The 23,369-nt window shown below is 59.0% G+C and carries 23 protein-coding genes and 1 pseudogene; 11 read left to right on the forward strand and 13 right to left on the reverse strand.

The window, feature by feature from the left end:
- Window positions 1-18 precede the first annotated feature (18 nt).
- The gene (locus ACTYEO_RS09250) at window positions 19-288 is read right to left on the reverse strand and encodes a DUF2312 domain-containing protein (protein ID WP_449323451.1); all 270 of its coding nucleotides are present in this window, start codon (window positions 286-288) and stop codon (window positions 19-21) included.
- A 144-nt stretch (window positions 289-432) separates the two neighbouring features.
- Between ACTYEO_RS09250 and ACTYEO_RS09255 the strand changes: the two genes are divergently transcribed.
- From ACTYEO_RS09255 to ACTYEO_RS09270, 4 genes are all read left to right on the forward strand, one after another.
- Entirely contained in the window at window positions 433-648 is a 216-nt protein-coding gene (locus tag ACTYEO_RS09255; protein ID WP_449323452.1) for a hypothetical protein, read from the forward strand.
- A gap of 153 nt (window positions 649-801) precedes the next feature.
- Window positions 802-1,233 carry a TIGR01244 family sulfur transferase gene (locus tag ACTYEO_RS09260; protein ID WP_449323453.1) on the forward strand — a complete coding sequence of 144 codons (432 nt, stop codon included), beginning with the start codon at window positions 802-804 and terminating at the stop codon, window positions 1,231-1,233.
- A gap of 10 nt (window positions 1,234-1,243) precedes the next feature.
- Window positions 1,244-2,143, forward strand: a complete 900-nt coding sequence (locus ACTYEO_RS09265) for a DMT family transporter (protein ID WP_449323454.1) — start codon at window positions 1,244-1,246, stop codon at window positions 2,141-2,143.
- Window positions 2,144-2,162: 19 nt separating this feature from the next.
- Window positions 2,163-3,122, forward strand: a complete 960-nt coding sequence (locus ACTYEO_RS09270) for a lysophospholipid acyltransferase family protein (RefSeq protein ID WP_449323455.1) — start codon at window positions 2,163-2,165, stop codon at window positions 3,120-3,122.
- On the opposite strand, the gene ACTYEO_RS09275 is transcribed toward ACTYEO_RS09270, so the two are convergent.
- The 4 genes from ACTYEO_RS09275 to ACTYEO_RS09290 all read right to left on the reverse strand — a co-directional run bounded on the left by ACTYEO_RS09275 (window position 3,119) and on the right by ACTYEO_RS09290 (window position 5,079).
- A complete protein-coding gene (locus tag ACTYEO_RS09275; protein ID WP_449323456.1) occupies window positions 3,119-3,832 on the reverse strand; it encodes a DUF1223 domain-containing protein in 714 nt (237 codons plus the stop codon). The two genes, ACTYEO_RS09270 and ACTYEO_RS09275, sit on opposite strands and share 4 nt — an antisense overlap.
- A 94-nt stretch (window positions 3,833-3,926) precedes the next feature.
- Window positions 3,927-4,376 carry a methyltransferase gene (locus ACTYEO_RS09280; RefSeq protein ID WP_449323457.1) on the reverse strand — a complete coding sequence of 150 codons (450 nt, stop codon included), beginning with the start codon at window positions 4,374-4,376 and terminating at the stop codon, window positions 3,927-3,929.
- Window positions 4,373-4,681, reverse strand: coding sequence for an FkbM family methyltransferase (locus tag ACTYEO_RS09285; RefSeq protein WP_449323458.1), 309 nt, complete (start codon window positions 4,679-4,681; stop codon window positions 4,373-4,375). The genes ACTYEO_RS09280 and ACTYEO_RS09285 overlap by 4 nt, the downstream gene beginning before the upstream one ends.
- Entirely contained in the window at window positions 4,678-5,079 is a 402-nt protein-coding gene (locus ACTYEO_RS09290; protein WP_449323459.1) for a hypothetical protein, read from the reverse strand. The genes ACTYEO_RS09285 and ACTYEO_RS09290 overlap by 4 nt, the downstream gene beginning before the upstream one ends.
- A gap of 139 nt (window positions 5,080-5,218) precedes the next feature.
- Between ACTYEO_RS09290 and ACTYEO_RS09295 the strand changes: the two genes are divergently transcribed.
- On the forward strand, window positions 5,219-5,953 hold the full coding sequence (locus ACTYEO_RS09295; protein ID WP_449323460.1) for an FkbM family methyltransferase: 735 nt from the start codon (window positions 5,219-5,221) through the stop codon (window positions 5,951-5,953).
- Window positions 5,954-5,955: 2 nt separating this feature from the next.
- Here the strand turns inward: ACTYEO_RS09295 and ACTYEO_RS09300 are convergent, their stop codons facing one another.
- From ACTYEO_RS09300 to ACTYEO_RS09315, 4 genes are read right to left on the reverse strand one after another with little or no spacing between them, the layout of a single operon-like run.
- Window positions 5,956-6,783, reverse strand: coding sequence for a glycosyltransferase family 25 protein (locus ACTYEO_RS09300; protein ID WP_449323461.1), 828 nt, complete (start codon window positions 6,781-6,783; stop codon window positions 5,956-5,958).
- Entirely contained in the window at window positions 6,758-7,789 is a 1,032-nt protein-coding gene (locus ACTYEO_RS09305; RefSeq protein ID WP_449323462.1) for a glycosyltransferase, read from the reverse strand. The genes ACTYEO_RS09300 and ACTYEO_RS09305 overlap by 26 nt, the downstream gene beginning before the upstream one ends.
- Window positions 7,786-8,832, reverse strand: a complete 1,047-nt coding sequence (locus ACTYEO_RS09310; protein ID WP_449323463.1) for a glycosyltransferase — start codon at window positions 8,830-8,832, stop codon at window positions 7,786-7,788. The genes ACTYEO_RS09305 and ACTYEO_RS09310 overlap by 4 nt, the downstream gene beginning before the upstream one ends.
- Window positions 8,833-8,838: 6 nt before the next feature.
- Window positions 8,839-9,615: a glycosyltransferase family 25 protein gene (locus tag ACTYEO_RS09315; protein ID WP_449323464.1), complete on the reverse strand. Its 777-nt coding sequence runs from the start codon at window positions 9,613-9,615 to the stop codon at window positions 8,839-8,841.
- An 84-nt stretch (window positions 9,616-9,699) separates the two neighbouring features.
- On the opposite strand from ACTYEO_RS09315, the gene ACTYEO_RS09320 reads away from it, so the two are divergent.
- Window positions 9,700-10,542, forward strand: a complete 843-nt coding sequence (locus ACTYEO_RS09320; protein WP_449323465.1) for a glycosyltransferase family 25 protein — start codon at window positions 9,700-9,702, stop codon at window positions 10,540-10,542.
- A gap of 5 nt (window positions 10,543-10,547) precedes the next feature.
- On the opposite strand, the gene ACTYEO_RS09325 is transcribed toward ACTYEO_RS09320, so the two are convergent.
- Both ACTYEO_RS09325 and acnA read right to left on the reverse strand, forming a co-directional pair.
- On the reverse strand, window positions 10,548-11,369 hold the full coding sequence (locus ACTYEO_RS09325; protein ID WP_449323466.1) for a cobalamin B12-binding domain-containing protein: 822 nt from the start codon (window positions 11,367-11,369) through the stop codon (window positions 10,548-10,550).
- A gap of 216 nt (window positions 11,370-11,585) precedes the next feature.
- A complete protein-coding gene (gene acnA / locus ACTYEO_RS09330; protein WP_449323467.1) occupies window positions 11,586-14,273 on the reverse strand; it encodes an aconitate hydratase AcnA in 2,688 nt (895 codons plus the stop codon).
- Between the two features lie 198 nt (window positions 14,274-14,471).
- On the opposite strand from acnA, the gene ccmA reads away from it, so the two are divergent.
- Genes ccmA through ACTYEO_RS09355 form a run of 5 tightly spaced genes read left to right on the forward strand, consistent with a single transcriptional unit; the run spans window position 14,472 to window position 17,275 of the window.
- Entirely contained in the window at window positions 14,472-15,095 is a 624-nt protein-coding gene (gene ccmA / locus ACTYEO_RS09335) for a heme ABC exporter ATP-binding protein CcmA (RefSeq protein ID WP_449323468.1), read from the forward strand.
- Window positions 15,092-15,748, forward strand: a complete 657-nt coding sequence (gene ccmB / locus ACTYEO_RS09340; protein ID WP_449323469.1) for a heme exporter protein CcmB — start codon at window positions 15,092-15,094, stop codon at window positions 15,746-15,748. The genes ccmA and ccmB overlap by 4 nt, the downstream gene beginning before the upstream one ends.
- Window positions 15,749-15,804: 56 nt before the next feature.
- Window positions 15,805-16,533 carry a heme ABC transporter permease gene (locus ACTYEO_RS09345; protein ID WP_449323470.1) on the forward strand — a complete coding sequence of 243 codons (729 nt, stop codon included), beginning with the start codon at window positions 15,805-15,807 and terminating at the stop codon, window positions 16,531-16,533.
- The gene (ccmD, locus tag ACTYEO_RS09350) at window positions 16,533-16,688 is read left to right on the forward strand and encodes a heme exporter protein CcmD (RefSeq protein ID WP_449323471.1); all 156 of its coding nucleotides are present in this window, start codon (window positions 16,533-16,535) and stop codon (window positions 16,686-16,688) included. The genes ACTYEO_RS09345 and ccmD overlap by 1 nt, the downstream gene beginning before the upstream one ends.
- Complete coding sequence (locus ACTYEO_RS09355; RefSeq protein ID WP_449323472.1) at window positions 16,685-17,275, forward strand: DsbE family thiol:disulfide interchange protein; 591 nt, start codon at window positions 16,685-16,687, stop codon at window positions 17,273-17,275. Before ccmD ends, ACTYEO_RS09355 begins: the two co-directional genes overlap by 4 nt.
- 7 nt (window positions 17,276-17,282) lie before the next feature.
- Here ACTYEO_RS09355 and ACTYEO_RS09360 read toward each other — a convergent pair.
- A pseudogene (locus tag ACTYEO_RS09360) lies at window positions 17,283-17,779 on the reverse strand (MarR family winged helix-turn-helix transcriptional regulator).
- Window positions 17,780-17,867: 88 nt separating this feature from the next.
- On the reverse strand, window positions 17,868-23,351 hold the full coding sequence (locus ACTYEO_RS09365) for an Ig-like domain-containing protein (RefSeq protein ID WP_449323473.1): 5,484 nt from the start codon (window positions 23,349-23,351) through the stop codon (window positions 17,868-17,870).
- Window positions 23,352-23,369: the final 18 nt, after the last annotated feature.

The following is a 23,369-nucleotide window of genomic DNA, read 5'->3' on the forward strand; positions in this document are numbered from 1 at the left end:
TGTTTGGGACAATGCGCCTTAGCGCATTCCCAAAGCTTCCTTGTACATCTCGAGAACCGCCTCTTCCTCGGCGATATCATCAGGCTCGCGCTTGCGCAGCGCCACGACCTTGCGCAGGACCTTGGTGTCATAGCCACGCGATTTCGCCTCGGCCATCACCTCTTTTTGTTGATCGGCAATGTCTTTCTTTTCCATCTCGAGGCGCTCGAAGCGCTCGACGAACTGGCGAAGCTCATCCGCGGTGACGCGATAGGAGTTGGAGCTGGGGTCGGTGACATCATCCATCATCAAGGGCCTCTGATCTGATATGAAAAAGGATCGAAGGGCACGATTAGCGGGCCTCAGGCCGCGCTGCAAGGGCCGATGGCGCTTGCCCGTGCGCCTGTGATCCGTTAGCGCAGGCGCAAAGGCAAGTTACGTAAGGAATGCAGCATGGATTGGCTTATCTGGTCGGGAAGCGGCTTGGCAGTGATCGGATTGATCGGGCTGGTATATTGCATTGTTACCGCGATGCGCGCCAAACGGGCCAACCTGCCCGATGAGGAAATGCGCAGCCGTCTGCAGCGCGTAGTCGCGATCAATATGGCCGCACTTCTGATCTCGGCGCTTGGCCTGATGTGCGTGGTCACGGGCATTATTCTAAGCTGAGCCCCTTGAGGGGTTTGCCATCACATTCCCCTTTGGCACATCGCTGCCCGCGCTGTGCCTGCCGAATGCGCTTTCCTTGGATGCAGCAAGCAGGCATGGTGAGGCACAGCCCATCACAGATGACAAAATACTGATAGAGACAAGGCAATTTCCATGGATATCCGCCCCATCACCGATCGTTTCTCAGTCGCGCCGCAACTCCAACCCAGCGATCTGAGCCTATTGGCAGAGCAAGGGGTTAAAACGATCATCTGCAACCGCCCCGATATGGAAAACCCGCCCGAGCTTCAGGCCCCCCAAATGCAAATAGCAGCCGAAGCCGCGGGTCTGGAGTTCGTCTTCAACCCCGTGACGGGCAGCGCCATGACCATGAATAATGTCGAAGAACAATCCGATGCGATTGCAGGGTCCGAAGGGCCAATTGTGGCCTATTGCGCCAGCGGAACCCGATCTGCCGTGATGTGGGCCTTTGCCATGGCGGGCGAAATGGCGACCGCGGATATCCTCGCATCGGTCAGCGCGGCTGGGTATCAACTTGATCATATGGCAGGCCAGATCGACGCCATCGCACAGGCACGCGATTGATGGCCACCCCATGAGCCGCCTTTCCCCCAATGCGCAAGGCATCCTCTATATGGTGGCCGCGATGTTCATGTTTTCCAGCATGGATATGTTGGCCAAGCTGCTCTCGGAGCGATACGAGGTGCTGCAGGTGGTTTGGGCGCGCTATGCAGGACAGATGGCTGTTGTGCTGATCGTGCTGGCCCCGCGTTTGCGGGCGCTGATCCAGACCAAGCATCTCGGGCTGCAATTGCTGCGCTCGGCCCTGCTGTTTTCAGCAACCTTTTGCTTTTTCACATCGCTTTCTTACATGAATATCGCCTCGGCCACGGCGGTGATGAATGTGCATCCGATGCTGCTGACATTGGGGGCGGCCCTGATCCTCAAGGAAAGTTTAGGTCCGCGCCGTATCTTTGGCATCATCGCCGCCCTAATAGGCGCGTTGATCATCATCCGCCCCGGGGCGGATGTGTTCACGCTGGCCTCGCTCTTGCCGCTGGCGGCAGGGTTTTTCTATGCCTCCTATGCGCTGGCAACGCGGTTTTTGGGCCGCGACGAGGATATCCTGACCTCCTTCATCTATACCGCGCTGATCGGCACGATCGTGGCCTCCAGCCTTGTGCCAACGGTCTGGACCCTGCCGGATATGGGCGATACCGGCCTATTCCTTTTGCTTGGCGCGATCGCGGCTGTGGGGCAATTGGCGCTGATCAAATCGCTGACCGTGGCCGAGGCAGGCGCCGTGGCGCCCTTTGGCTATTGCGGTGTGGTCTTTGCAACCTTCTACGGCGTGATCGTCTTTGGCGAATTGCCCGATGCCTATGGCCTGCTTGGCGCGCTTGTGATCATCGGGGCGGGGCTTTATGTCTGGCACCGCGAAACGCAAGCCAAAGCCGCGCCAGAGGCTAGCGCTTCGGCCGCGCATCGGGATTGATCAGGGGAAAGTCTGGCCCATGGCCGCCTATGACCGCGACAGACGCACCACATCAGATTGGCTGATCGACAGGCTCGCACGCGGCCTGATTGGCACGGCGCGTCTGCTGCCCTATGAGACGCGGGGCCACTTCATGGGCTGGCTGATGAGGCGCGTCTTTGGCCCGATCACCCGTTTTCGCCCCCGTGCAGAAGAACAGCTGCGCTATATCTGGCCCGATATGCCCCCTGCCCGCACCCGCCAGATTGCCAATGATGTCCTGTTCAATTTCGGCCAATCCCTGATCGAGCAATATTCAGGCGAGGAGCTGCTGGAACGCTCCAAGGCTTGGCGCATCACGGGCGAAGGCTGGGACGCAGTAGAAGAAGCGCGCAAAGCGGGGCAGCCTATCTTGTTCGTGTCGGGACATTTCGGGAATTTTCAGGCCTTTCGCGGCACGCTGAATATGCGCGGCTATGCGATGGGGGGGCTCTATCGCCCGATGAATAACGGGTATTTCAACGATCATTACATCGAGATGATGAAATCCTTCGGAGGCCCTGCTTTCCCGCGCGGACGGCGCGGCCTGAATGACCTCATCCGCCATATGAAAAATGCAGGCCAATGCGCGATCCTGCTGGATCAGTATTTCTACGATGGCGTTCGGGTGGATTTCATGGGCAAGCCCGCCCCCACGGCCCTAACAGGCGGTGAAATGGCCCTGCGCTATGACGCGCTTTTGGTTCCGATCTATGCCAAACGCATCGGCAAAACGGCTGATTTCGAAATCATCGTGGAGCCGCCCATTCCCCATTCCAATGCCGAAGAGATGACCCAAGCCATCGCCACCAGCCTTGAGCGTCAGGTCGAGGCCGCGCCCGAGCAATGGTATTGGGTGCATCGCCGCTGGAAACCCTCGCGGCAGGAACGTTTTTTCGCACCATTGGACGAAGAAAGCCGCGCAGCAGATACCGCCGCGAAAAGAACGGGCGAGGATTAATCCTCGCGCGGCAGGCGCATCGCGCCAAGGATACGGCCAGGGCCTGCGGCTTGTACAATCACGGCCAAGGGCAGATCATCCTGCGGCTGTACACGCCCCACAAAGGGCCGCCCGCCATCCCATTCCCCGATCACCTGCCAAGAACGCACGATATTGTGGTATTCCGCATTGCGCCCTGCATTTTCACCGCGCGCAATCTCCACCTCGCTATGAGGCATGAAACGGACAAGCTGAACAAGCATATCTGGGCGCGGTGGTGCCATCTCGGTGCGGGCCTCAATCGTATAGATGCCGCCCTCATGGCTGATATTGATTGCAACGGGGTAGCTCAGCCCACGATGTGCGGCGATGGTATCAGCCACCTCCATAGGACGGTTGCCCACCACATGATCGGCCCCACCAATGATCATCTGCGGGGTATAGACCATACCCGCCCCCGCGACACGCGCATAGCTTTGCTGGCGAAGCGTGAATTGATGGTCGGCAAAAGTATCGGCCCATCCGATGTAATCCCAGTAATCCACATGCAGGCCAAGCGCGATCACATCGTCGCGATCTGCCAATTGCGCCAGCAATTCATCGGCGGGCGGACAGGAAGAGCACCCTTGCGAGGTATATAATTCCACCACAACAGGACCATCGGCGCGCGCAGTATTTGCGGCCAGCGTCAAGGACAGCGCGGTCAGCGCGGACAGGACGGCTCGGATCATATTGGGTTTCCTTCGGGTTGGGTCGTAGGGGTCTTGAGCACCCTAGTTAAGCGCGATGGCATGACAAATCCAATCAAGCCTTTGCGAGACCCTGTTACAACCAACGCCGCGTTGCGTCCATGTATCGCTCGGCCTCGGCCCCGAAAGCCTCGCGCAGGGTGGCTTCTTCGGGCAGCACAAAACGCGTGGTCAGGATGCGCGCAAAGATGAAAGGCAAAACCAAAGGCAGCAGCGCGCCAAGGTAAAACACCCAGCCCACAAGGATCATCAGCATCGCCAGATAGATCGGGTTCCGCGACAGGCGGTAAGGCCCTTCGATGATCAGGGATTGCGGCTTGTGATGCGGCTCGATCGTTGTCTTTTTGCGCAGGAACCACATCGCAGACCAACCCACCAGCCCGAACCCGCCAAGCATCAAGGCCACGCCACTGGCCAGCCCGACCGAACCTGGCAAGGTGATCAAAGGCAAGACCTTGGCAATGACCCAAGCCAGCGCGCAAAACCCCGCAAGCCAAAGGGGCGGAAGATCGGGAAAGCCCTTCATGCGGCTGCCGCCCGTGTCAAAAGCACGTTTTTGCGCATATCCCCCGTCACCTCGAAGCCGCGCGCCTCAAGCGATGCCATAAGTGCTGCGATCTTATCCTCGCCCACGATATGGGGGTGCAATTCAACCACCATGGCCCGCACCTCTGCCAGATCGACATCTGCCAGCAATTCGATCTCCGCGCCCTCGACATCCATTACCACCACATCGGGGCGCAGCTCGGCCAGAACATCGGCCAGCGCGTCACTTGGCACCGTGATCGCGGTTTGCGTCTCAGCGCGTTGATAGATCGAAGACGAGATCACATTATCGCTTTGATGAAAAGTGACAGGCTTGCCATCATGTGTGACGCCTTCATCCGCAATTCAGGCACGGGCGAGTTCAGCGCATAATTCGCCTCGATCACCTCTTTCTGACGGGGATTGGCCTCATAGGAGACGACATTCCCCTCGCCCGCGATTTTGGCGGCCGCCATCCCGACAAAGCCGATGCCGCCGCCAATCTCCAGCACTTTATCCCCTGCGCGGACGCAACGCCTGAGCATTTCGCGTTCACCATCTTCATAGGTGTTTTTGAACAACCCGTTGCGCACCGCCCGCGGGATTGTCTCGCCGCAATGTACGCTTATCCCATCACGGGTGATGATCTGGGTATTGAGCAATCGATGCCAGTATAATTTCAGGTTTCGAAACGGGTCGGCCAAGGGGGCATCCTCAATAAAATATGCTTTGCTATAGCAATAGAGCCTTTACCCGACAAGCGCGATGGCTTGCCCGCCCGCGCGCAGGCATGCTAGGCCGTCACAAGGCGGTTTCCAGCCAACCTCATTTATGGATCCTGACGTGACCGAGACCTCTTCCCGCAGCTTCTTCATGCGCGACCTGCGCCCTGAAACACCGCTGGAAAAACTGCTCGATCTGGGTCAGCACCTGCCGGGCGCATTGGGCTGGATTTGCTACCGAAAACTCAAACGCCGCCTCTCGAACCGGTCCTATGCCGTGTTTGACCAGATGCTGGAGCAGATCGGCGCGGGTGATATCGTGATCGATCTTGGAGCGAATGTGGGCGAGATCACGCAGCAAATGGCGGCAACCGGTGCCACCGTTCATGCGTTCGGGCCTGACCCCGAGACCTTCACCCATCTACAAAACGCCACGAAGGATTTGAACAATGTCGTGCTGCATCAGGCCGCTGTCGGTGGCGAGGATGGCACTGTCACCTTGTTCCGCCCCCCGTCATGGCAGGACGAGCAATCGCGGCGCAGCGCCTCCAAGGCCAATTCTATCATGACAGGGGATCGCACAGCGCAGTTTGATGCCGCTTGCGAGGTTGAATTGATTGATTTTGCAAGGTTCCTCAATGAATTACCGACAAAAGTAAAAGTCATCAAAGTGGATATCGAAGGGGCGGAATGGGCCATGTTGCGCGCGGTTGAAGCCCGCGCGCTGGACCGCTTCGATGCCATGTTCATCGAAACCCATGAACGCTTCGATTTGTCGATCCTGCCCGAGGTGCGCGCCATGCAGGCCCGTTTCGCGCAGATGGATCGCCCCTATATCAACCTCTACTGGAAATAGCCCTAATCAAGGGCGATGTCGGGCCAGTCAGCGGCTGGCTTGATATGCTTGCGCTGCCCTTTCGAGGCCCGCAAAAGCTGGCGCAGACCCATCTGGATTTGCGCCAGAATACGGCGGCGGCGAAAGGCTTTTTGCGCGGCCTTGCTATAGCTCTCCAGCAGATTGGGCTTTTTCACCGCATCAATAAGCGAGGCTGTCGCCAAGGCTTGCGGCACATCATAGGCCGCGCATTGATCCAGCTGGATCGAAAGCGCCGGATCGGCCTGCCAGCTATCCATCCCATAGGTTGAGGAAATGATCGCATCCGATGGCCCGCCCGTCTGCCTTGCATGGGCCAGCATCTCGCGCGCGCCCTTGGGCCATGCGATATAGGCGGCAGAGCCTGTGCGATCCTGCCAAAGCCTGCGGATGGGCGCGGCAGGATGCATATGAAAGCTTACGAATTTCTTGCGCCCGCGCGTCTCGAGGCTCAGATGATCAACGCCGCTCAATGGGGCAACAGCCTCCAGAAATGCGGGGAGGCCCGCGGCCAGCACGGCGTCATCCTCCAAGATCAGACAAGGCGCGTCCAGCTCCAGCACGCGCGCCCATGCCGCCATATGCGAGGCGCAAAGCGCCATCTCGGTCACGCGCAACGGGCGCTGCCAGCGATGCCAGACGGGATCATCGGCGGGGGGCTGAAGCGTGTCGGGCGTGATCGCCTCAACCCGTTCCCAATCAAAGCCGAAATGCGCCATTTGCGCCGCCATAAACCCCATTCGGTCCGTGGCCGAAGCCATATTGATGATCAAGACCTTCATCGGCTCAATACCGCCCCTCGATGATCTCAAGATATTGATCCACGATACGGTCCTTGGTGAAGCGGGCCTCAAGGGTGGCGCTGCCCCCCGCAACCAACCTGTCTGCCAAACCCTGATCGACACGTAGACGCGTCAATGCGGCAGCCATGGCCGCCTCATCATCGATATCGACCAGCAGGCAATCCTGTTCATCGCTGGCAAACCAGCTTGGCCCTTCCGAGCGGGTCGAGATCACTGGCGTCTTCGCTTTCCAAGCCTCGAGAATGACATTGCCAAGCGGCTCATGGCGCGATGGCATCACATAAACATCGCCAGCGGCGACATAATGCAAAGGTTCCTCCACCCAGCCCAGAAATCGCGTGCGGGGCCGCAGGCCCAATTCATCCACCAAAGCCTCAAGCTCGGCCCGCCTTTCACCGTCTCCTGCCAGCCAGAGCCATGCATCGGGTAGTTTCGCGGCCGCGCGGATCAATGTGTCAAAGCCCTTGCGCCGGATAAACCGCCCCGTGCCGACGATCAGGAATGCGTCCTCGGGCGTGTCCAGCTTGGCCCGCGACACCGCCACAGGCTCCACCTCGCGTACGAAATTCGACACGACCTGCACGGGTTTTTCCCAACCCAGATCAAGGCAGCTCTGCGCAATGCCGGGCGTATTGGCGACGATCAGGTCGTTATTGCGGAAATTCTTGAGATGGCGCGGGTAGTCACCCAAACGCGTCAGCCGCACGGGCCCCGCCTTGCGCGGCAAAAGCTTGGAGGAGCGCGACATCCACGCCATCACTGCATCGGGCTGCCATTGGCGGATCATCTGGCGCACCCGCCAGCGCAGCAAGAGAGAGGCGGGCGAGGCAAGGCGAAAATTGCTTTCTAAGATCGGGCCCAAAGGTGAAATCTCAGACAACCAGTCACGGTTGGGGCGGGTCACAAACCGCTGCTCCACCCCGCGCTCGCCAAAGGCGTTTACAAGGTTCACAAAAAAGCGCTCGGCCCCGCCATCTGTGCCGAAATGCATGTGAAGGATTCGACGGTTGCTCACAGCGCGCCTTTCTCATCAGAAATTTGATCGAAGAGCTTCATGTAACTCGCAATTACAGTTTCTTCGGAAAATTGCGATGCGAGCGTTTTTGCGCCCCCTTCAGCAAGCTGGACACGGCGGGCAGGCTCACGCACCAAGCGCGCAATTGCAGCCCCCATGGCCTGTGCATCATCAATATCGACCAAATCCATATTGATCCCATCTGCCCCGAACCACATCGGTCCTTGGCTACGTGTAGCAACCACTGGCAGATCCGCCCCCCATGCTTCCAAGATCACATTTCCCAATGGCTCGTCTCGGCTTGGGAGAACCATAATATCGGCCTTGTTGAGATATTCCGTAAGGTCTGACTGCCACCCTAAAAAGGCAATTCTATCCGATTCCCCTATGGAGGCCGCCAAATTTATCAAGTCTTGTCTCAGCGGCCCGTCACCAAGCAACGTCAAAGTCGCATCCGGAGCGAACACCATTGCTTTGATTAATGTATCAAAGCCTTTGCTTTCAACAAAACGACCATAGGCCAAAACACGGGTTCCATCCGCACTTTTGCAATCATCCTCTGAGGTGAGGGGTTCAGGCGCAACTTTGGCGGGAGGGAAGTTTGAAATCACCTCCGCGCGGCCCTGCCACCCTTGGGCGCGGATATGGGTGACAATATCAGGCGTGTTCGCGACAACCCCATCCAGTTTTTTGAAATACTTGATGTTAAATGGAAAATCCCCAAGGCGCACGATCTTGCTCCATGGTCCTTGCGGGATCAATCGTACAACTGGCGCGCGCCAAGCCATGACCACATCAGGCTGAAACCGCGCGATCTGTCGATGCAGCCCCCAAAGACGGAGCAAAGAAAGCGGATCGCGGCGAAGGTATGTGCCCTGATGCACCCTTCCGAGCGGGGCCAATTCACCAAGCCAAGTCTGGTTGGGCCGTACCGCGAATTCCTGCTCTAGGCCCGCCTCATGAAAGCCTCGGGTGAGGCGTAAGAAGAACTGCTCGGTGCCACCATCACGGCCCATCATGATATGAAAGATGCGGCGCTTCATGCGGCACTACAGCCCACGCAGCCGCGCTAGCGCGAGGTTCAGGCGATAATTGATGCGATAGCTTGCAAAGCGCCATAAACGGCGGGCAAGGCCATCTCGATGGGCCATTTGCCTGCGACTATCGCCGACCGTTCCATCTGCACTGTCTTGCGCGCCAATCGCGATGGATTGTGGCGCAATCATCGCCACCCGCAAATCGAATTCCCAAAAATGCTTGTGGTCTTCATCCACTGGTCGAAAAATCGGCGGCACTTTGGCCAAAATTTTCTCAGCACCCTCACGGGTCAGCACATAACCAAGCGTTGTTGATGGAACACGATCGGGCTTTCCGATGGTAAAGCCATGGTCCAATTCGCGGGTCTGCCTAAGGCGCACCGGCTTGAACGAGAATAGCTTGACCAAATCCCAAGGCGCGTTTTGTGATGAAAAATCCAACTGCAGCGCATCAAGTGTCGCCTTCAGATCGCCCGTGACGCATAGGTCATCTTCAAGCACCACAGCCGCCTCGGCGCCGCTTTCGATCAACCACTCTGCCGCCTTGATATGACTAAGATAACAGCCGATTTCAGGGGCCACGAGATTGTGACGCGCGAAACGCTGATTGGCCCTTTCGTCATAGACCTGCGCCAAATCCTCGGGCGCCATCGCACGCCCGTTAACCGCAGGCAGACGCATCCATTCCACGCCAGCCTTGCCCAGTTCCTCTGCGACCTGCGCCAAACGGGCGTCATTGGCATCCATATTAATCACATAGACGGGCCAGTTCTGCATGATCGTGGTCATCCTTTTTTCGTCTTCCCTGCTCTAAGCAGAGCGGCCCCTGAACACAAGCACCCCCCGCCAAGGCTTGCCCCAACCCCGCCTTTCATGACAGATGGCCTCATCAAACCGCGTGAGCCGAGCATGCCCCAGACCATTCCCTGCTATGTCATCAATCTTGACCGCCGCCCCGACAGGTTGGAGCGGATTGAAGCACATCTGTCCGAGCGCGGCGTCGCGTTTATCCGCCATAGCGCCTGTGATGCGCAAAGCGTGGATGAGGCCGAGATCGCTAAGACCATCGCGGAAAACGGCCCTTTGGGGCGGTTGGGTTTGGGGGATCGGGCCTGCACCGTCAGCCATACGCAAGCTTGGGAGGCCTTTTTGGCCAGCGAGGCGACCCATGCGCTGTTTCTCGAAGATGATATCTTTCTCGCACAAGATTTGGCGCAGGTCTTGGCCTCGACCGCGTGGATCCCTGAGGGCACCCATGCCGTGAAGTTGGAGAAATTCAATGAAGGCGTGTCGCGCCTGCTGCTGGCCCCGTCTATTGGTCAGACGCCATCGGGCCGCTGCATCCATCCGATGCGGTCGCGTCATGTGGGCGGTGGGGCTTATATCCTGTCGCGGCGCGGAGCGGAATTGGCCCTGTCACAACGCGGCAAGATGCGTGTGCCGATTGACCATTTCCTGTTCAACGACACGGTCTCGCCCATTCGGCGCGCATTGGCTGCCAGCATCATCGTGCCCGCCATGGCCACGCAGCGCGCCTATGATTACAATTCCGACATCGCGCCTTTGGGCAAGGCCATCCGCCCCAAGGGATGGCGTAAAACATGGCGAAAACTCAAACGCGGCACGAGCGAGATCAACCAAGCGCCAAGACAGCTTTGGCAGCTTGCAACGAAACAGGCCCAGATCATCGAAGTCGCCTTTTCAGAGGACCCCTGACGCGCTCAAACCGGCTCGGACCCGTCCCAAATGCCGTTCAGGATTTTCTTGGCATCCTCAATCGTGGTCACCATGCCATCGGGATCCATCAACTCGATCGCATCGCGCGCCTCATCAACGATATTACCGCTGACAAATATCCACGCATTCGGGTTGCTGATCCGCAGGGCGATCATCAGTTTTGACAAGGCTTCAACGGCATGCTCGCCGCCCGCCGAGATGCCGATGATGATCGCGCGTGACTGGCTGACCTCATCGACCAGCTCATCATGGGATTTATCGATGATCAAATCGATCTCCCAGCCTTCCTTGCGAAACAGGTCTGCGGCCATGCGCACGCCCAGAACATGGGTCTCGCCCGGCACCGAGACAAACACCGCCGAGCGTTTCACGGCAGCGCGGGCCGCCCCGAATTGATGCCTGAGCGCGCGCATAATTCCATACATCCGCGAGGTGCCAAGCGTCACAGCGGTAAAGGAAACCTTGTCACTCTCCCACCATTCCCCGAGCAGGCGCGCGGCACCTGCAAGATAGACCAGATAGGCGGTTTCAATCGACACACCCTCGCTGCGCAGGTCCTGAATGAACTCGGCGCCCGCATTGTCATTCTCCGATAGCAGCGCGTTGCACAGATGCTCGATTTCATCCTTGGGCGGCGCGAAAGACACCGTCTCGCCGCTATGACTTGCCAGACGCCTGAGCACTTCACGCGCAAGCTGTTCCACCGAATGTTCTGGCAATGTTGATTTCAGCTGCCGCAACCCCGTTTGCGACCGCACATATTTACTGACGTCAAAACCGTTTCCAGGTTGATCTGGATCGCTCATTGATCTTCCCCCTCGATCAGATGAAACCCAAGCCCAAGCCAGTGGGCCTCTCCATACTATGGTATACGGTAGGTCTGGCGCTCTCCAATTCAAGCTTGGGGCAGAAAATTTCCAAGCCTTTGAGAGGGAAGAAAAAAGCCTTGCGATATCGATGATAGGGAAAACAAAAAAAGCCCCGCAAAATTGCGGGGCTTTCCTTGGAATTTTCCGATGATATCAGGCGGCGCGGGCCAGATTGCGCAGCACGTAATGCAGCACGCCACCGTTTTCGATATATTCGATCTCGACGGCTGTATCGATCCGGCATTTCAGCGTGATCGTTTTGACCGCTCCATCAGGGTAGGTGATCTCACAAGGCACTTCGGCCAATGGAGTGACCGTATCAAGCCCTTTGATCGAGACCGTTTCCTCGCCCGTCAGGCCGAGCGATTTACGGCTGTCGCCGCCCGTGAATTCAAACGGGATAACGCCCATGCCAACGAGGTTGGAGCGGTGGATACGCTCAAAGCTCTCGGCGATGACCGCTTTCACACCCAAAAGCGCTGTGCCCTTGGCCGCCCAGTCACGGCTAGAGCCCGCGCCATATTGCTCACCACCGAAGATGACCAATGGCGTGCCCTCGGCCTGATAGGCCATCGAGGCGTCATAGATCGACATCTGCGATCCATCAGGGCCTTTGGTATAGCCACCCTCGACCCCGTCCAGCATCTCGTTCTTGATGCGGATATTGGCGAAAGTGCCGCGCATCATGATCTCGTGATTGCCACGGCGCGATCCGTAGGAGTTGAATTCACGCGGGGAAACCTGACGCTCCAGCAGGTATTGGCCTGCGGGTGTGGTATCCTTGAAGGAGCCTGCGGGGCTGATATGATCGGTGGTGATCATATCGCCCAGAAGGGCCAGCACTTTCGCGCCTTCCACATTCTCGATCTGCTTGGTGTCCATCGTCATGCCTTGGAAATAAGGCGGGTTCTGAACATAGGTCGAGGCGGCAGGCCAGTCATAGGTCTGCTGTTCGGTGGTCTCAACGCCCTGCCATTTCTCATCGCCTTTGAAGACATCGGCATATTTGGTCAGGAAGGCCTCACGGGTGACGGTCTGCTCGACCATCTCCGCGACTTCTTGCGTGGTGGGCCAGATATCCTTGAGATAGACATCCTTGCCATCTGGCGTCTGTGCAATCGGGTCGGTGGCAAGGTTGATATCCATCGTGCCTGCCAGCGCATAGGCCACAACCAGCGGCGGCGAAGCGAGGTAGTTGGCGCGCACATCGGGGCTGATACGGCCCTCGAAATTGCGGTTGCCCGACAAAACAGCCGTGGCCACCAGATCGCCCTCAGAAATCGCCTCGGAGATCTCTTTCTGCAATGGGCCAGAGTTACCGATACAGGTCGTGCAGCCATAGCCAACAAGGTTAAAGCCAACCTTATCAAGGTCTTCCTGCAGGCCCGCGGCTTCCAGATAGGCGCTGACCACTTGGCTACCAGGGGCCAGCGATGTCTTGACCCAAGGCTTGCGGTTCAGGCCCAAAGCGGCCGCTTTGCGCGCCACAAGGCCCGCGCCGATCATAACGTAAGGGTTGGATGTATTGGTGCAGGACGTGATCGAGGCGATCACAACCTTACCCGATTCCATCGTGTAATCTTCACCCGCAACGGCCACTTCCTTGCCCAATGGGCGTTTGAAAGTCTCTTCCATCTGCTTGGCGAAATCCTGCTTCGCACCCGTCAGCGCCACGTAATCCTGTGGGCGTTTGGGGCCCGAGATTGCAGGCACGATGGAGCCCATATCAAGGCTCAGCGTGTCGGTATAAACAGGCTCATAATCGGCACCGCGCCAGAACCCGTTCTCTTTGGCATAGGCCTCGACCAAGGCCACGGTGTCTTCTTCGCGGCCCGTATTGCGCAGATAGCGCAGCGTCTCACCATCGATCGGGAAGAAGCCACAGGTCGCGCCATATTCAGGGGCCATATTGGCGATGGTCGCACGATCCGCCAAAGGCAGCGTATCAAGGCCGGGGCCATAGAATTCAACGAATTTGCCAACCACGCCTTTTTCGCGCAGCATCTCGACCACTTTCAGCACGAGGTCGGTGCCCGTGGTGCCTTCCATCATCGCGCCTGTAAGCTTGAAGCCAACCACTTCGGGGATCAGCATCGAGATCGGCTGACCCAGCATCGCGGCCTCGGCCTCGATCCCGCCAACACCCCAACCAAGAACGGCTGCGCCATTGACCATGGTTGTGTGGCTATCGGTGCCGACCAGCGTATCGGGATAGGCAACCATATCGCCATTTTGGTCCGTGTCGGACCAAACGGTCTTGGCAAGATATTCAAGGTTCACCTGATGGCAAATGCCCGTTCCGGGGGGAACAACGCGGAAATTGTTGAACGCGTTTTGACCCCATTTAAGGAAGGTATAGCGCTCCATGTTGCGCTCATATTCGCGGTCCACATTCATCTGGAAGGCGCGTGGATTGCCGAACTCGTCAATCATGACCGAGTGGTCGATGACCAGATCAACAGGGTTGAGCGGGTTGATCTTCTGGGCATCGCCACCAAGCGACATCAGCGCATCGCGCATCGCGGCCAGATCGACCACGGCGGGAACGCCTGTGAAATCCTGAAGCAAAACGCGCGCGGGGCGATAGGCGATCTCGCGCGGGTTATTGCCACCCTTCTCTGCCCATTCCGAGAACGCTTTGATGTCATCGACCGAAACGGTCTTGCCATCTTCGAAGCGAAGCATGTTCTCAAGAACAACTTTCAGCGCGGCGGGCAGGCGCGAGAAATCGCCAAGACCTGCGGCTTCAGCAGCAGCAATGGAGTAATAGGCGTAAGATTTATTGCCAACTTTGAGCGTTTTGCGCGTGTTGGACGTATCATGGCCGACGGTGATGGGCATGTGTGCCTCCCTCAATCCAGTGGAAACGGGTTGGTGTTGGACATGCCTTTGCCATCATGGCGAGAGTCGTTCAAGGGGCAGATGGCATTTTTTGTATGCAATTGCATACTGTATAGTGTCGCAGGCCCGAAAAAAGCACCCCTCACCGCCCATCATCGGCGCTTTCCAAGGCAGGTGCAATCGGCTAGCCATGATGAAATGAGGCTGGCAGTTCACAATCTTTCATGCGCGCGCGGCTCGGTTCAGGTTCTGGCCGGGGTGAATTTCGCGCTCAACGCGGGCGAGGCGCTGGTGCTGCGCGGGCCGAACGGCTCGGGCAAGACAACCCTTTTGCGCGCAATCGCAGGTCTTGCCGAGCCGCTGGCAGGGCAGATCGAGGCCGAGCCAGAGAGCATCGCTTATGCAGGCCATGCCGACGGGATCAAATCACAGCTTAGCGTCGAAGCGAATTTGCGGTTCTGGGCCGAGGTGTTTGGCACCCGTTCCATCGATAAGGCGGTCGCGGCTTTTGACCTTGCCCCTTTGCTGACACGGCGCGCGGGCGAAATGAGCGCGGGCCAGAAACGCCGCCTGAGCCTTGCGCGCCTTCTGGTCACGGGGCGGCCTGTCTGGTGTCTGGATGAACCCACCGTTTCGCTTGATACCGAGAATGTCGCACGCTTTGCCAATGCGGTGAAAACCCACCTCGCCGAGGGCGGCGCGGCGCTGATCGCCACCCATATCGATCTCGGGCTTCCCAATGCGCGCAGCTTGGATGTCACGCCCTTCATCGCCAAAAAACTGGCCGATAATGACCCTTTCGCAGGCGAGGGGTTTTTATGATCGGGCTTCTCAAACGCGATCTCGCCTTGGCGATCAAGGCAGGCGGCGGCTTTGGCCTTGCGCTGGCCTTCTTCCTGATCGTGACTGTATTGGTGCCCTTCGGCGTTGGCCCCGAAACAGGCATCCTGTCGCAAATCGCGCCTGGCATCCTGTGGATCGGTGCGCTTTTGGCCTGCCTCCTCTCGCTTGACCGTGTGTTCCAGCTGGATTGGGAGGATGGCTCGCTTGATCTCTTGGCAACCTCGCCTTTGCCGCTGGAGGGCGTCGCCGCGATCAAGGCGCTGGCGCATTGGCTGACAACGGGCCTGCCGCTGGTGGCACTGGCCCCCGTTCTGGGCATTTTGCTGAACCTGCCCTCAGACGGATACCTTTGGCTGATTGCCTCGCTGCTGGCGGGCACGCCCGCGCTGTCGGCCATCGGCACATTCGGCGCAGCACTGACCGTGGGGATCAGACGGGGGGGATTGCTGCTCTCGCTTCTGGTGCTGCCGCTTTACGTGCCTACACTGCTGTTTGGCGCACTTGTTGTTACGCGCGGCGCGCAAGGCGCGGATGCGTTGACACCTTTGGCGATGCTGGGGGGGATTACGCTGATCAGTATCGCGGCGCTGCCCTTTGCGGCAGCAAGCGCGCTCCGCGTCAATCTGCGCTAGAGCATGCGGCCCATGACATCTTGTTTGCCCCTTCAAGCCTAGTTAGGTTCGCGCTCATGTCGATGTGGGAATATGCAAATCCTCGGAAATTCATGTCCGTCTCGGGCAAACTGCTGCCTTGGGTGGCGGGTTTGGCCGCTATTTGCGTGGTGGTCGGGCTGGTTTGGGGCTTTTTCTTCACGCCCAATGATTTCCGCCAAGGCTCCACCGTCAAAATCATCTATATCCATGTCCCCGCCGCGATCATGGGATCAAGCGCGTGGTTCATGATGCTTGTGGCCTCGCTGATCTGGGTTATCCGCCGCCATCATGTCAGCGCGCTGGCCGCCAAAGCGGCCGCACCAGTGGGCATGATTTTCACCCTGATCGGGCTTTATACGGGCGCTGTTTGGGGCCAGCCGATGTGGGGCACGTGGTGGGAATGGGACCCGAGATTGACGGCCTTTCTTGTGCTGTTCCTGTTCTATCTTGGCTATATCGCGCTTTGGGAGGCGATCGATAACCCCGATTCCGCCGCCGATCTGACAGCCGTGCTCTGCCTTGTGGGCACCGTCTTCGCGGTGATTTCGCGCTATGCCATCTTGTTCTGGAACCAAGGCCTGCATCAAGGCGCGTCGCTGTCGATGGATGCCGAGGAAAATGTGGCCGATGTCTTCGCCTATCCGCTATGGTTGTGCATTATCGGCTTTGGGCTGATGTTTGTGGCATTGGTTCTTTACCGCACACGCACCGAAATTCGCGCCCGCCGTTTGCAGGCTTTGATCGCGCAGGAAAGGATGGCGTGATGCCGGATTTGGGACAATATGCAGCCGAAGTTCTCTCGGCCTATGCGGGCACCATCTTTTTGCTGGTGGCCCTTGTGGCAGGATCGGTCTGGAAAGCGCGCCGCGTGCGCCAAGCGCTGGCCGAGGTCGAAGCGCGGCGGGGCAAATCCTCATGAAAATAAATTGGCTGATGATGGTCCCGCTGATTGTAACGCTGGGGTTTTTCGGCATTGCGGGCGTGCAATTGATGAATAATCAATCCGGCCTGCAGCAAGGTGTGGATACCCAAGCCCTGCCCTCAACCCGAGAGGGCCGCGATGCCCCACCGCTGGAATTGACGCAATTGGGCGATACCGATCTGCTGTCCCGCGCGGATCTCGAAGGCAATGGGCTGGTCATCGTCAATTTCTTTGCGTCATGGTGCCCACCCTGTCGGGCCGAGCACCCGACGCTCACCGCATTGGCCGAAGCTGGAAACCCGCTTTTCGGGGTGAATTACCGCGATCAAACCAATCAGGCGCTGTCCTTCCTTGAGGAACTTGGCAATCCCTATGACCGGATCGGCCAAGACCTTGAGGCACGAAACGGACGCGATTGGGGGGTTGTTGCGATGCCCGAGACCTTCTTTGTTAATGATGAAGGGGTTGTGGTGTACCATTTCCGAGGGCCGATCACGAGCCGTGTGCTCGATAATCAGGTGATCCCCAGTTTGGCCGAGGCGGGTTATAACTTGGCCCCGATTGCGGCAGGCACTGAAGGCTGACCCTGCCTTAATAGATATAGCGGATTTGATCGGTCCAATAGCGCTCCAGCCGTTTGAGCGAATGGTTGATCTGGCCCACACCATCGGGGCCCAGAACCCCTTTTCCGCCAGACCCTGCGCATGACGCGCGAAAAGCTCACGCACTACGTCTCGCACTTCGCGGCCCTTTTCGGTCAGCCTTACGCGCACTGAGCGGCGGTCAATCTCGCAGCGTTGATGGTGCATATAGCCCAAATCCACCAGTTTCTTGAGATTATAGGACACGTTCGAGCCCTGATAATATCCGCGCGATTTCAATTCGCCCGCCGTGACCTCGTGATCGCCAATATTGAACAGCAAAAGCGCCTGAACCGAGTTCAAATCCAAATGGCCAAGCCGTTCGAATTCATCCTTGATCACATCCAGAAGGAGACGATGAAGCCGCTCCACCATGGATAGGGATTCCAGATAATTCGACACGAAATCATGCCGCGTCACATCCTTGATTGGGGCGTTCATACTCATCCTGATCTCCGCATTGCTGCTGCAACAAGCGATGACGGAGAAACCCCAAGATTGGGTTAAAGCGGCCCGCCCCTTTCCCGCGAATTCGCTAAAATTCGAATTGGATCGAGGCCTCAAGCCCATAGGCGCGGAAGTCACGCCGCGCGCCCAGACCATCCAGCGTGGTCATCACGCGCGCCGAGAGCCCACCATCGGATTGATAGGAGGCCCCCAGATTGAGCCGTGCGCGCCCGCCTTCGCGGTCAGCGAGATAAAGGGTCGCGGCCCCATTGGCCTCAAGGGAGGTCCATATCCCCGATGCGCCCCATTCAATAGTCAAATTTCCCTGCCGCATCTCGAAACCATGCTCCAAGGACAGACCCAGATCGACCTCGGTCTGGGTGATCTCCTGATCAGGAACCATCGCGCCGAACCCGTCGATATAGGCCTCTTGCTGATCGATAAACTGGCTAAATCCAAGCCGCGGGATCAGGGCAGTCGTCCCAAGCTCTGCCCTGCCCTGCAAGGCCAGCATGGCCAGCCAGCGGGTACCATCAAAACTGTCGCGGAATGCCCCTGTCGGGGACAGCGTGTTATCGGATTGGCCATAGAGCAGCCGTCCGCTGAGATAGAGGGGTTGGTCGCGCAGGCTTGTGGCGAAATAGGGGCCCGCCATCCAACCCCGCCCCGTCGCAACCGCGCCCGTATTTGTGACGGTCTCGGCATGATCAAATTGCAGCATGACGCCCAGAATTCCACGATCCAGAACGGGACGATGCGTGCCGAAGGCGGCCAATACAAAATCCGATGAGCTTTGATCATCCTCGGATAGGACACCTTGCAAGGTCGCCCAAACAGGCCCCCGCCCTGCTGTCGCAAAATCAAGCGTGCCGAGCCCTTGCCTGACATTGGCACGGAACACGCCCGTGGCCGTATTTTGCAAAAATGGCGTCACATTGGGCTGCATCTGCACGAATGAGCGCGTTCTAAATTGCATGAAATCCGAGACCATCTGACCGCTTGGGGATGGCGTGCTCTGCGCGGGCGGGGCAGAGTTGGTGGTCGTGCCCGCCCCGCTATCTGTGGTTTCCGTTTCGGGGCTTGTCTCATTGCCCTCGCTTTCCGAGCTTGAAGATGATGTGCCTCCGCCTTGCGTCTCGCCTGATGATGTCTGGCTCTGCCCTGTCATCGAAACGGTGAGCGATGCGGTCTGGCTCGGCTCGCCCGAAACATCGCGTGCGGCCCCTGCCAGTAGCGTCAATACCAGATCACCCGCACCATCTGGCGTGAAGGCCACGCTCCAGCTTGTGCCTGCGCCACTTACCCCGTCGAGCGTGCCATTGGTGCTTGTGAAATCGTCAAGTCCAAGCCCCTCAACCGCCTCGCTAAAACTCAAGTCGATCGAATGGCTTTGATCAGGTGCCAAAGCCTGCGCAGGGGCTGTGAAACTGGCGCTTGGTTGCGTGCCATCGGGCGTATTGGCGAGCGTGTTCGAGGCCAATGAGGCCCGCCCCGCCTGATCAACCGCCGCCCCTTGGCGCAGCGAAACGTCATGCGCGTAATCAGACGGCGTCACTGTCAGCGTGTAATCCGCGCCCGACCCGCTCAGACCGTTTACTTGCGCAGCGCTCACATCGAAATCGGATATCTCCAAGCCCGTCACGGGTGCGGCGAAGGCTATAGTTACGCTATAGGGCTGACCTGGGAAACTGGCGACACCGCTCAGCGTCACGCTCGGCCCCGTCAAATCTGCACTCGAACTTTCACTTGCCCCCGCAGGGTTGGCATTGCCAGCCGCGTCCTGCACGGCATCCCCGCGCAACGCCACCGCGACGGGGCCCGAAGTGATCGGCGCAAGCGACAGGGTATAGCTCTGCCCCGCGCCAGAAAGGCTCGTGAGCTGGAGATTGGTCAAATCGAAATCAGCCACCTCCAACCCCGTGACGCTCTCAGTAAAGCCAAGGGTCAGATCAAAGGGCCCTGTTACCTCGGCAGGCATTGCGCCGAAATTTGCCACAGGCGCGCTGCGGTCAATCTCGATGCTTGGGAGATTGGAAAAGAGGTTGGCACTTTGCCCCAGAAGATCGCTCACCGCCTCGATGCTCAAAGCGGCGCTGCCCGCATTGGGCGCACTGGCCCCGATTGTCAGCTCGCCCGTGAATTGCAACCCCGAGCCACTGACCGACATTGCCACCCCGCCCAATCGCAGCACAGGCGGGGCTGAGAGGTTTTCCGAGAAACTCAGCGTCGCACGCACAAGATCACCCTGCCTGACAGGGCCTGTGGTCAAACTGACCGAGACAAGCGCGGGCGCGGTATTGTCCAACTCATAGCTTTCGCCTGTGGCGGGGCCCGTCACGCCATTTCCCGCCAGATCAGTAAGGCCAGCCCCCGACCGCAAAGCGATCCCCAGCGTGCCGTTATAATTGGCAAAGCTGCCCCCCGAAGCCGTGACCTCGGCCCAATCCGCCCCTTGGCCTGACAGCGAAAGCGTAGCGATTGCGGGGGTCAGGGTGAAATCATTGGCCGTGAGCCCCGTGATCTCTTCGGAGAAGGTAATCCGCCATGTCAGAGTATCGGCATTGGTCACAGCGGGCGCGCCACCTGCCCTGAGGAAGGAGACAACCTGCGGCGCGCTCAAGTCAGGCTCGTAACTGCGCGAGAGGCTCGGCGTGCTGGTGGACGGGTTGCCAAGGGCGTCGGACACCCAGCCCGACGGCACCGCAAGCGTGACCTGCCCGCTTGAGTTCGGTCGGATCGTCAGGATCAATTCTTGCGCATTTGCAAGGCTCGATCCCTCAATCGTACCATTGGTGATCACCAGCGAGGAGGCCGCCGCCAACAGGCCCTCCACAGGTTCGCTGACGCCAATCCGCGCCTCCAGCAGGCCCGTTGCAAAACTGGCAAGCGTGGCGGATGACAGGCTCACCTCAGGCGGTTGCGCGTCATAGGACAGGCTTGCCACAGCGCTTGCCCCACTGGAGTTGCCCGCTAGATCTTGGGCCGCTCCCGCCGCGATGGAGACCGAAACGCTGCCCGTTGCGCCCCCCGCGCCCGCCATATCAAGGGTCAGCCGATACCGCTCACCACTTAAGGGAGCGACCGTCACAGGCAAACTGGCAGACCCGAGCACAGCCGTGACATCGCTAACCTCAAACCCTGTGACTGCTTCGCCAAAATCTACCTCCAGCACGATCTGCGCCGCATTGGTCGGGGAGGGCGTGATCGCCTCAAGCCGTGGCGATGGGGCCTCGGTATCGATATCGATGCTTGGCAAACCCGCCGAAACCACCAACGCATTGCCCGCCGCATCCGCGCCGCCGGTGATGCTCAAGGCTGCAAAGCCAGTTGAAAGCGGATTGCCGACAATGATCTGGCCTGTATAGCTTCTCGGCCCGCCCGTAAGCGTCATCTCTTGGCCCTGCAATCGCAGCACGGGGGGCTGCGCCAAATCCTCGGACAGGGTTAGCGCTGCGGTCACGGTTTGGCCAAGCCCTGCATTGGCGGGGGTCACGCTGACAGAAGTGACCTCAGGGGCGGTATTGTCGAGGGAATAGCTTTGCGCAGGCGTCGAAAGGCTGTTTGTGTCCAATGCATTGCCAGCAGCATCCACAATATCCTGCCCGCTTGCAAAGCCAAGCGAGACGGTGCCCGAGCCATCCGCCAAATTCCCGCCCGAGGCGGTGACAAACACGCCCGCCCCGCTGGAGGCAGACACGGCAAGGGCTGCTGTGCGTCCCGTCAGGGTGAAATCATCGCCCGAGATTTGCGAGACCGTTTCACTGAAACCCACCTGCCAAGTCAGCGTATCGGCATTTGTGATCTCGGACAGCGGCGCGCTGCGGGTGATCGAAAGGGCGCGTGGCGCCGAGATATCAACCGATCCCGACACCGCTGAAACCGCACCAGAAATATTTCCCGCCGTATCCTGCGCGGCACCTGACGCGATCCCGACTGAAAATGCACCATCTGCCGAGGGTGTCAGCACGGCACTAAACAGCGTTGGCCCGCCAGTGAGATTTGAAAGACTGACAGGCCCCATGACGGTAAAATCATCCAAGCCAAGCCCTGTGACCGCTTCATCCGCTCGGATGCTCAGGGTCAACGTCCCCGAAAGCGTTGCGGGGATCGCATCAATCGAGAGGTTGGGGGACGTGAAATCAACGGTGACGCTGTCGCCCGTATAATCAGGCACGGTATTGCCAGCCGCATCCGCCCCGCCTGTTGCTGCAAATTGCGCAGGGCCATCTGAGAACTCGGCCTCGCTCAAAGTGACGCGGCCTTGCCAGCTTGTGCCGCTCCCGCTTAGCACCATTGCCACATTGCCAAGGGTGAAGCTCGGCGCGCTGGTCAAAGCCTCGGAATAGCTCAGCTGCGCCACGATCTCTTGGCCCGCGCGGCCAAGCGAAGGCGTCAGTGACGCCGCCGTGACGCTTGGCGCGCTGCTATCAATGGTCAGGCTCGGGAGGGAGGCAAATACAGCGTCATTGCCAGCCGCATCCTGCGCCGTGATCAAGATCGTCGCTGGTCCATCAGCAAGACTGTTCGGGATCACGAGGCTTGCGTCATACCCTCCGCCATTTGCAGAAACACTGGCCGCCTCACCGCCAATGGTGACGGTCGGGGCCGCTGCCAACCCTTCGGAAAAACCCAGCGTCAGCGTCACCGTCTCACCCGCGCGCGCCAGATTTTGGGATAGGACAGCACTGCCCTGCGGCGCGGTCAGATCAAGCGTGGCAGATGGCAGCGCAACGCCCAAACTGGTGGGATTGCCAAGCGCATCTTGCCCGCCCGAGACCGACAAGCTGGCCGCACCATCCGAGAAATCGGGTGCCGAGACTAAGACCTGCGCGCTCCAATCCGTGCCGCTGCCTGTGACAGCCATGGCTTGGCCCTGCAAACTGACACTCGGGGCGGAGACAAGCGCCTCATCATAGGTGAGCGTGACGACCGCCTGCCCGCCCGCGCCAATCACCGAAGGGGTCAGCGTGGCGGCTGTGAGGCTGGGGCCTGTCACATCAATGCTCATACTGGCCGCCGAGGCGATGGTATCCGCGGCATTGCCCGCCGCGTCGACCACGCCTGCGATACTCAGCGCAGCGGCCCCATCTGAAAAGGATGTCTCGGACAGCGTCACACGGCCCGTCCAATCCGTGCCACTGCCCGTCACAACCATGGCTTGGCCTTGCAAGCTCATTTGCGGGGTAGCGGCGAGGTCTTCATCGAAGCTGGCGCTGGCCACCACCTCGGTGCCGCGCCCCGCTGGTGTTGGCGACAGGCTGGCCGAGACCAAGGCAGGTGCAGTGCTATCAGGAGGCGTGCCGCCAAGGTTAAAGCTGGTGGCTTGCATGGTGATCGCCGCGCCCGAGGGGGCAGAAATCTGGACAGGGATGTTGCGGGTATCGGTGCCACCGATCGTGTAGCTCAAGGTACATTCATGAATATCGGCTGAGCTGTTGATCTGCACAATGCCAACCGCCCCGTAAAGACTGGGCCCTGAAGCGATTGAAACTCCGCCCGCGCAGGAAAAGCCAAGCCCCGACATGCCCGACGGCGACGCGGCCCCAAAATATATCTGATAACGCCCACTCATCCGAGTGACCTGAAAAAA

It is taken from the genome of Rhodophyticola sp. SM2404, assembly GCF_053570515.1.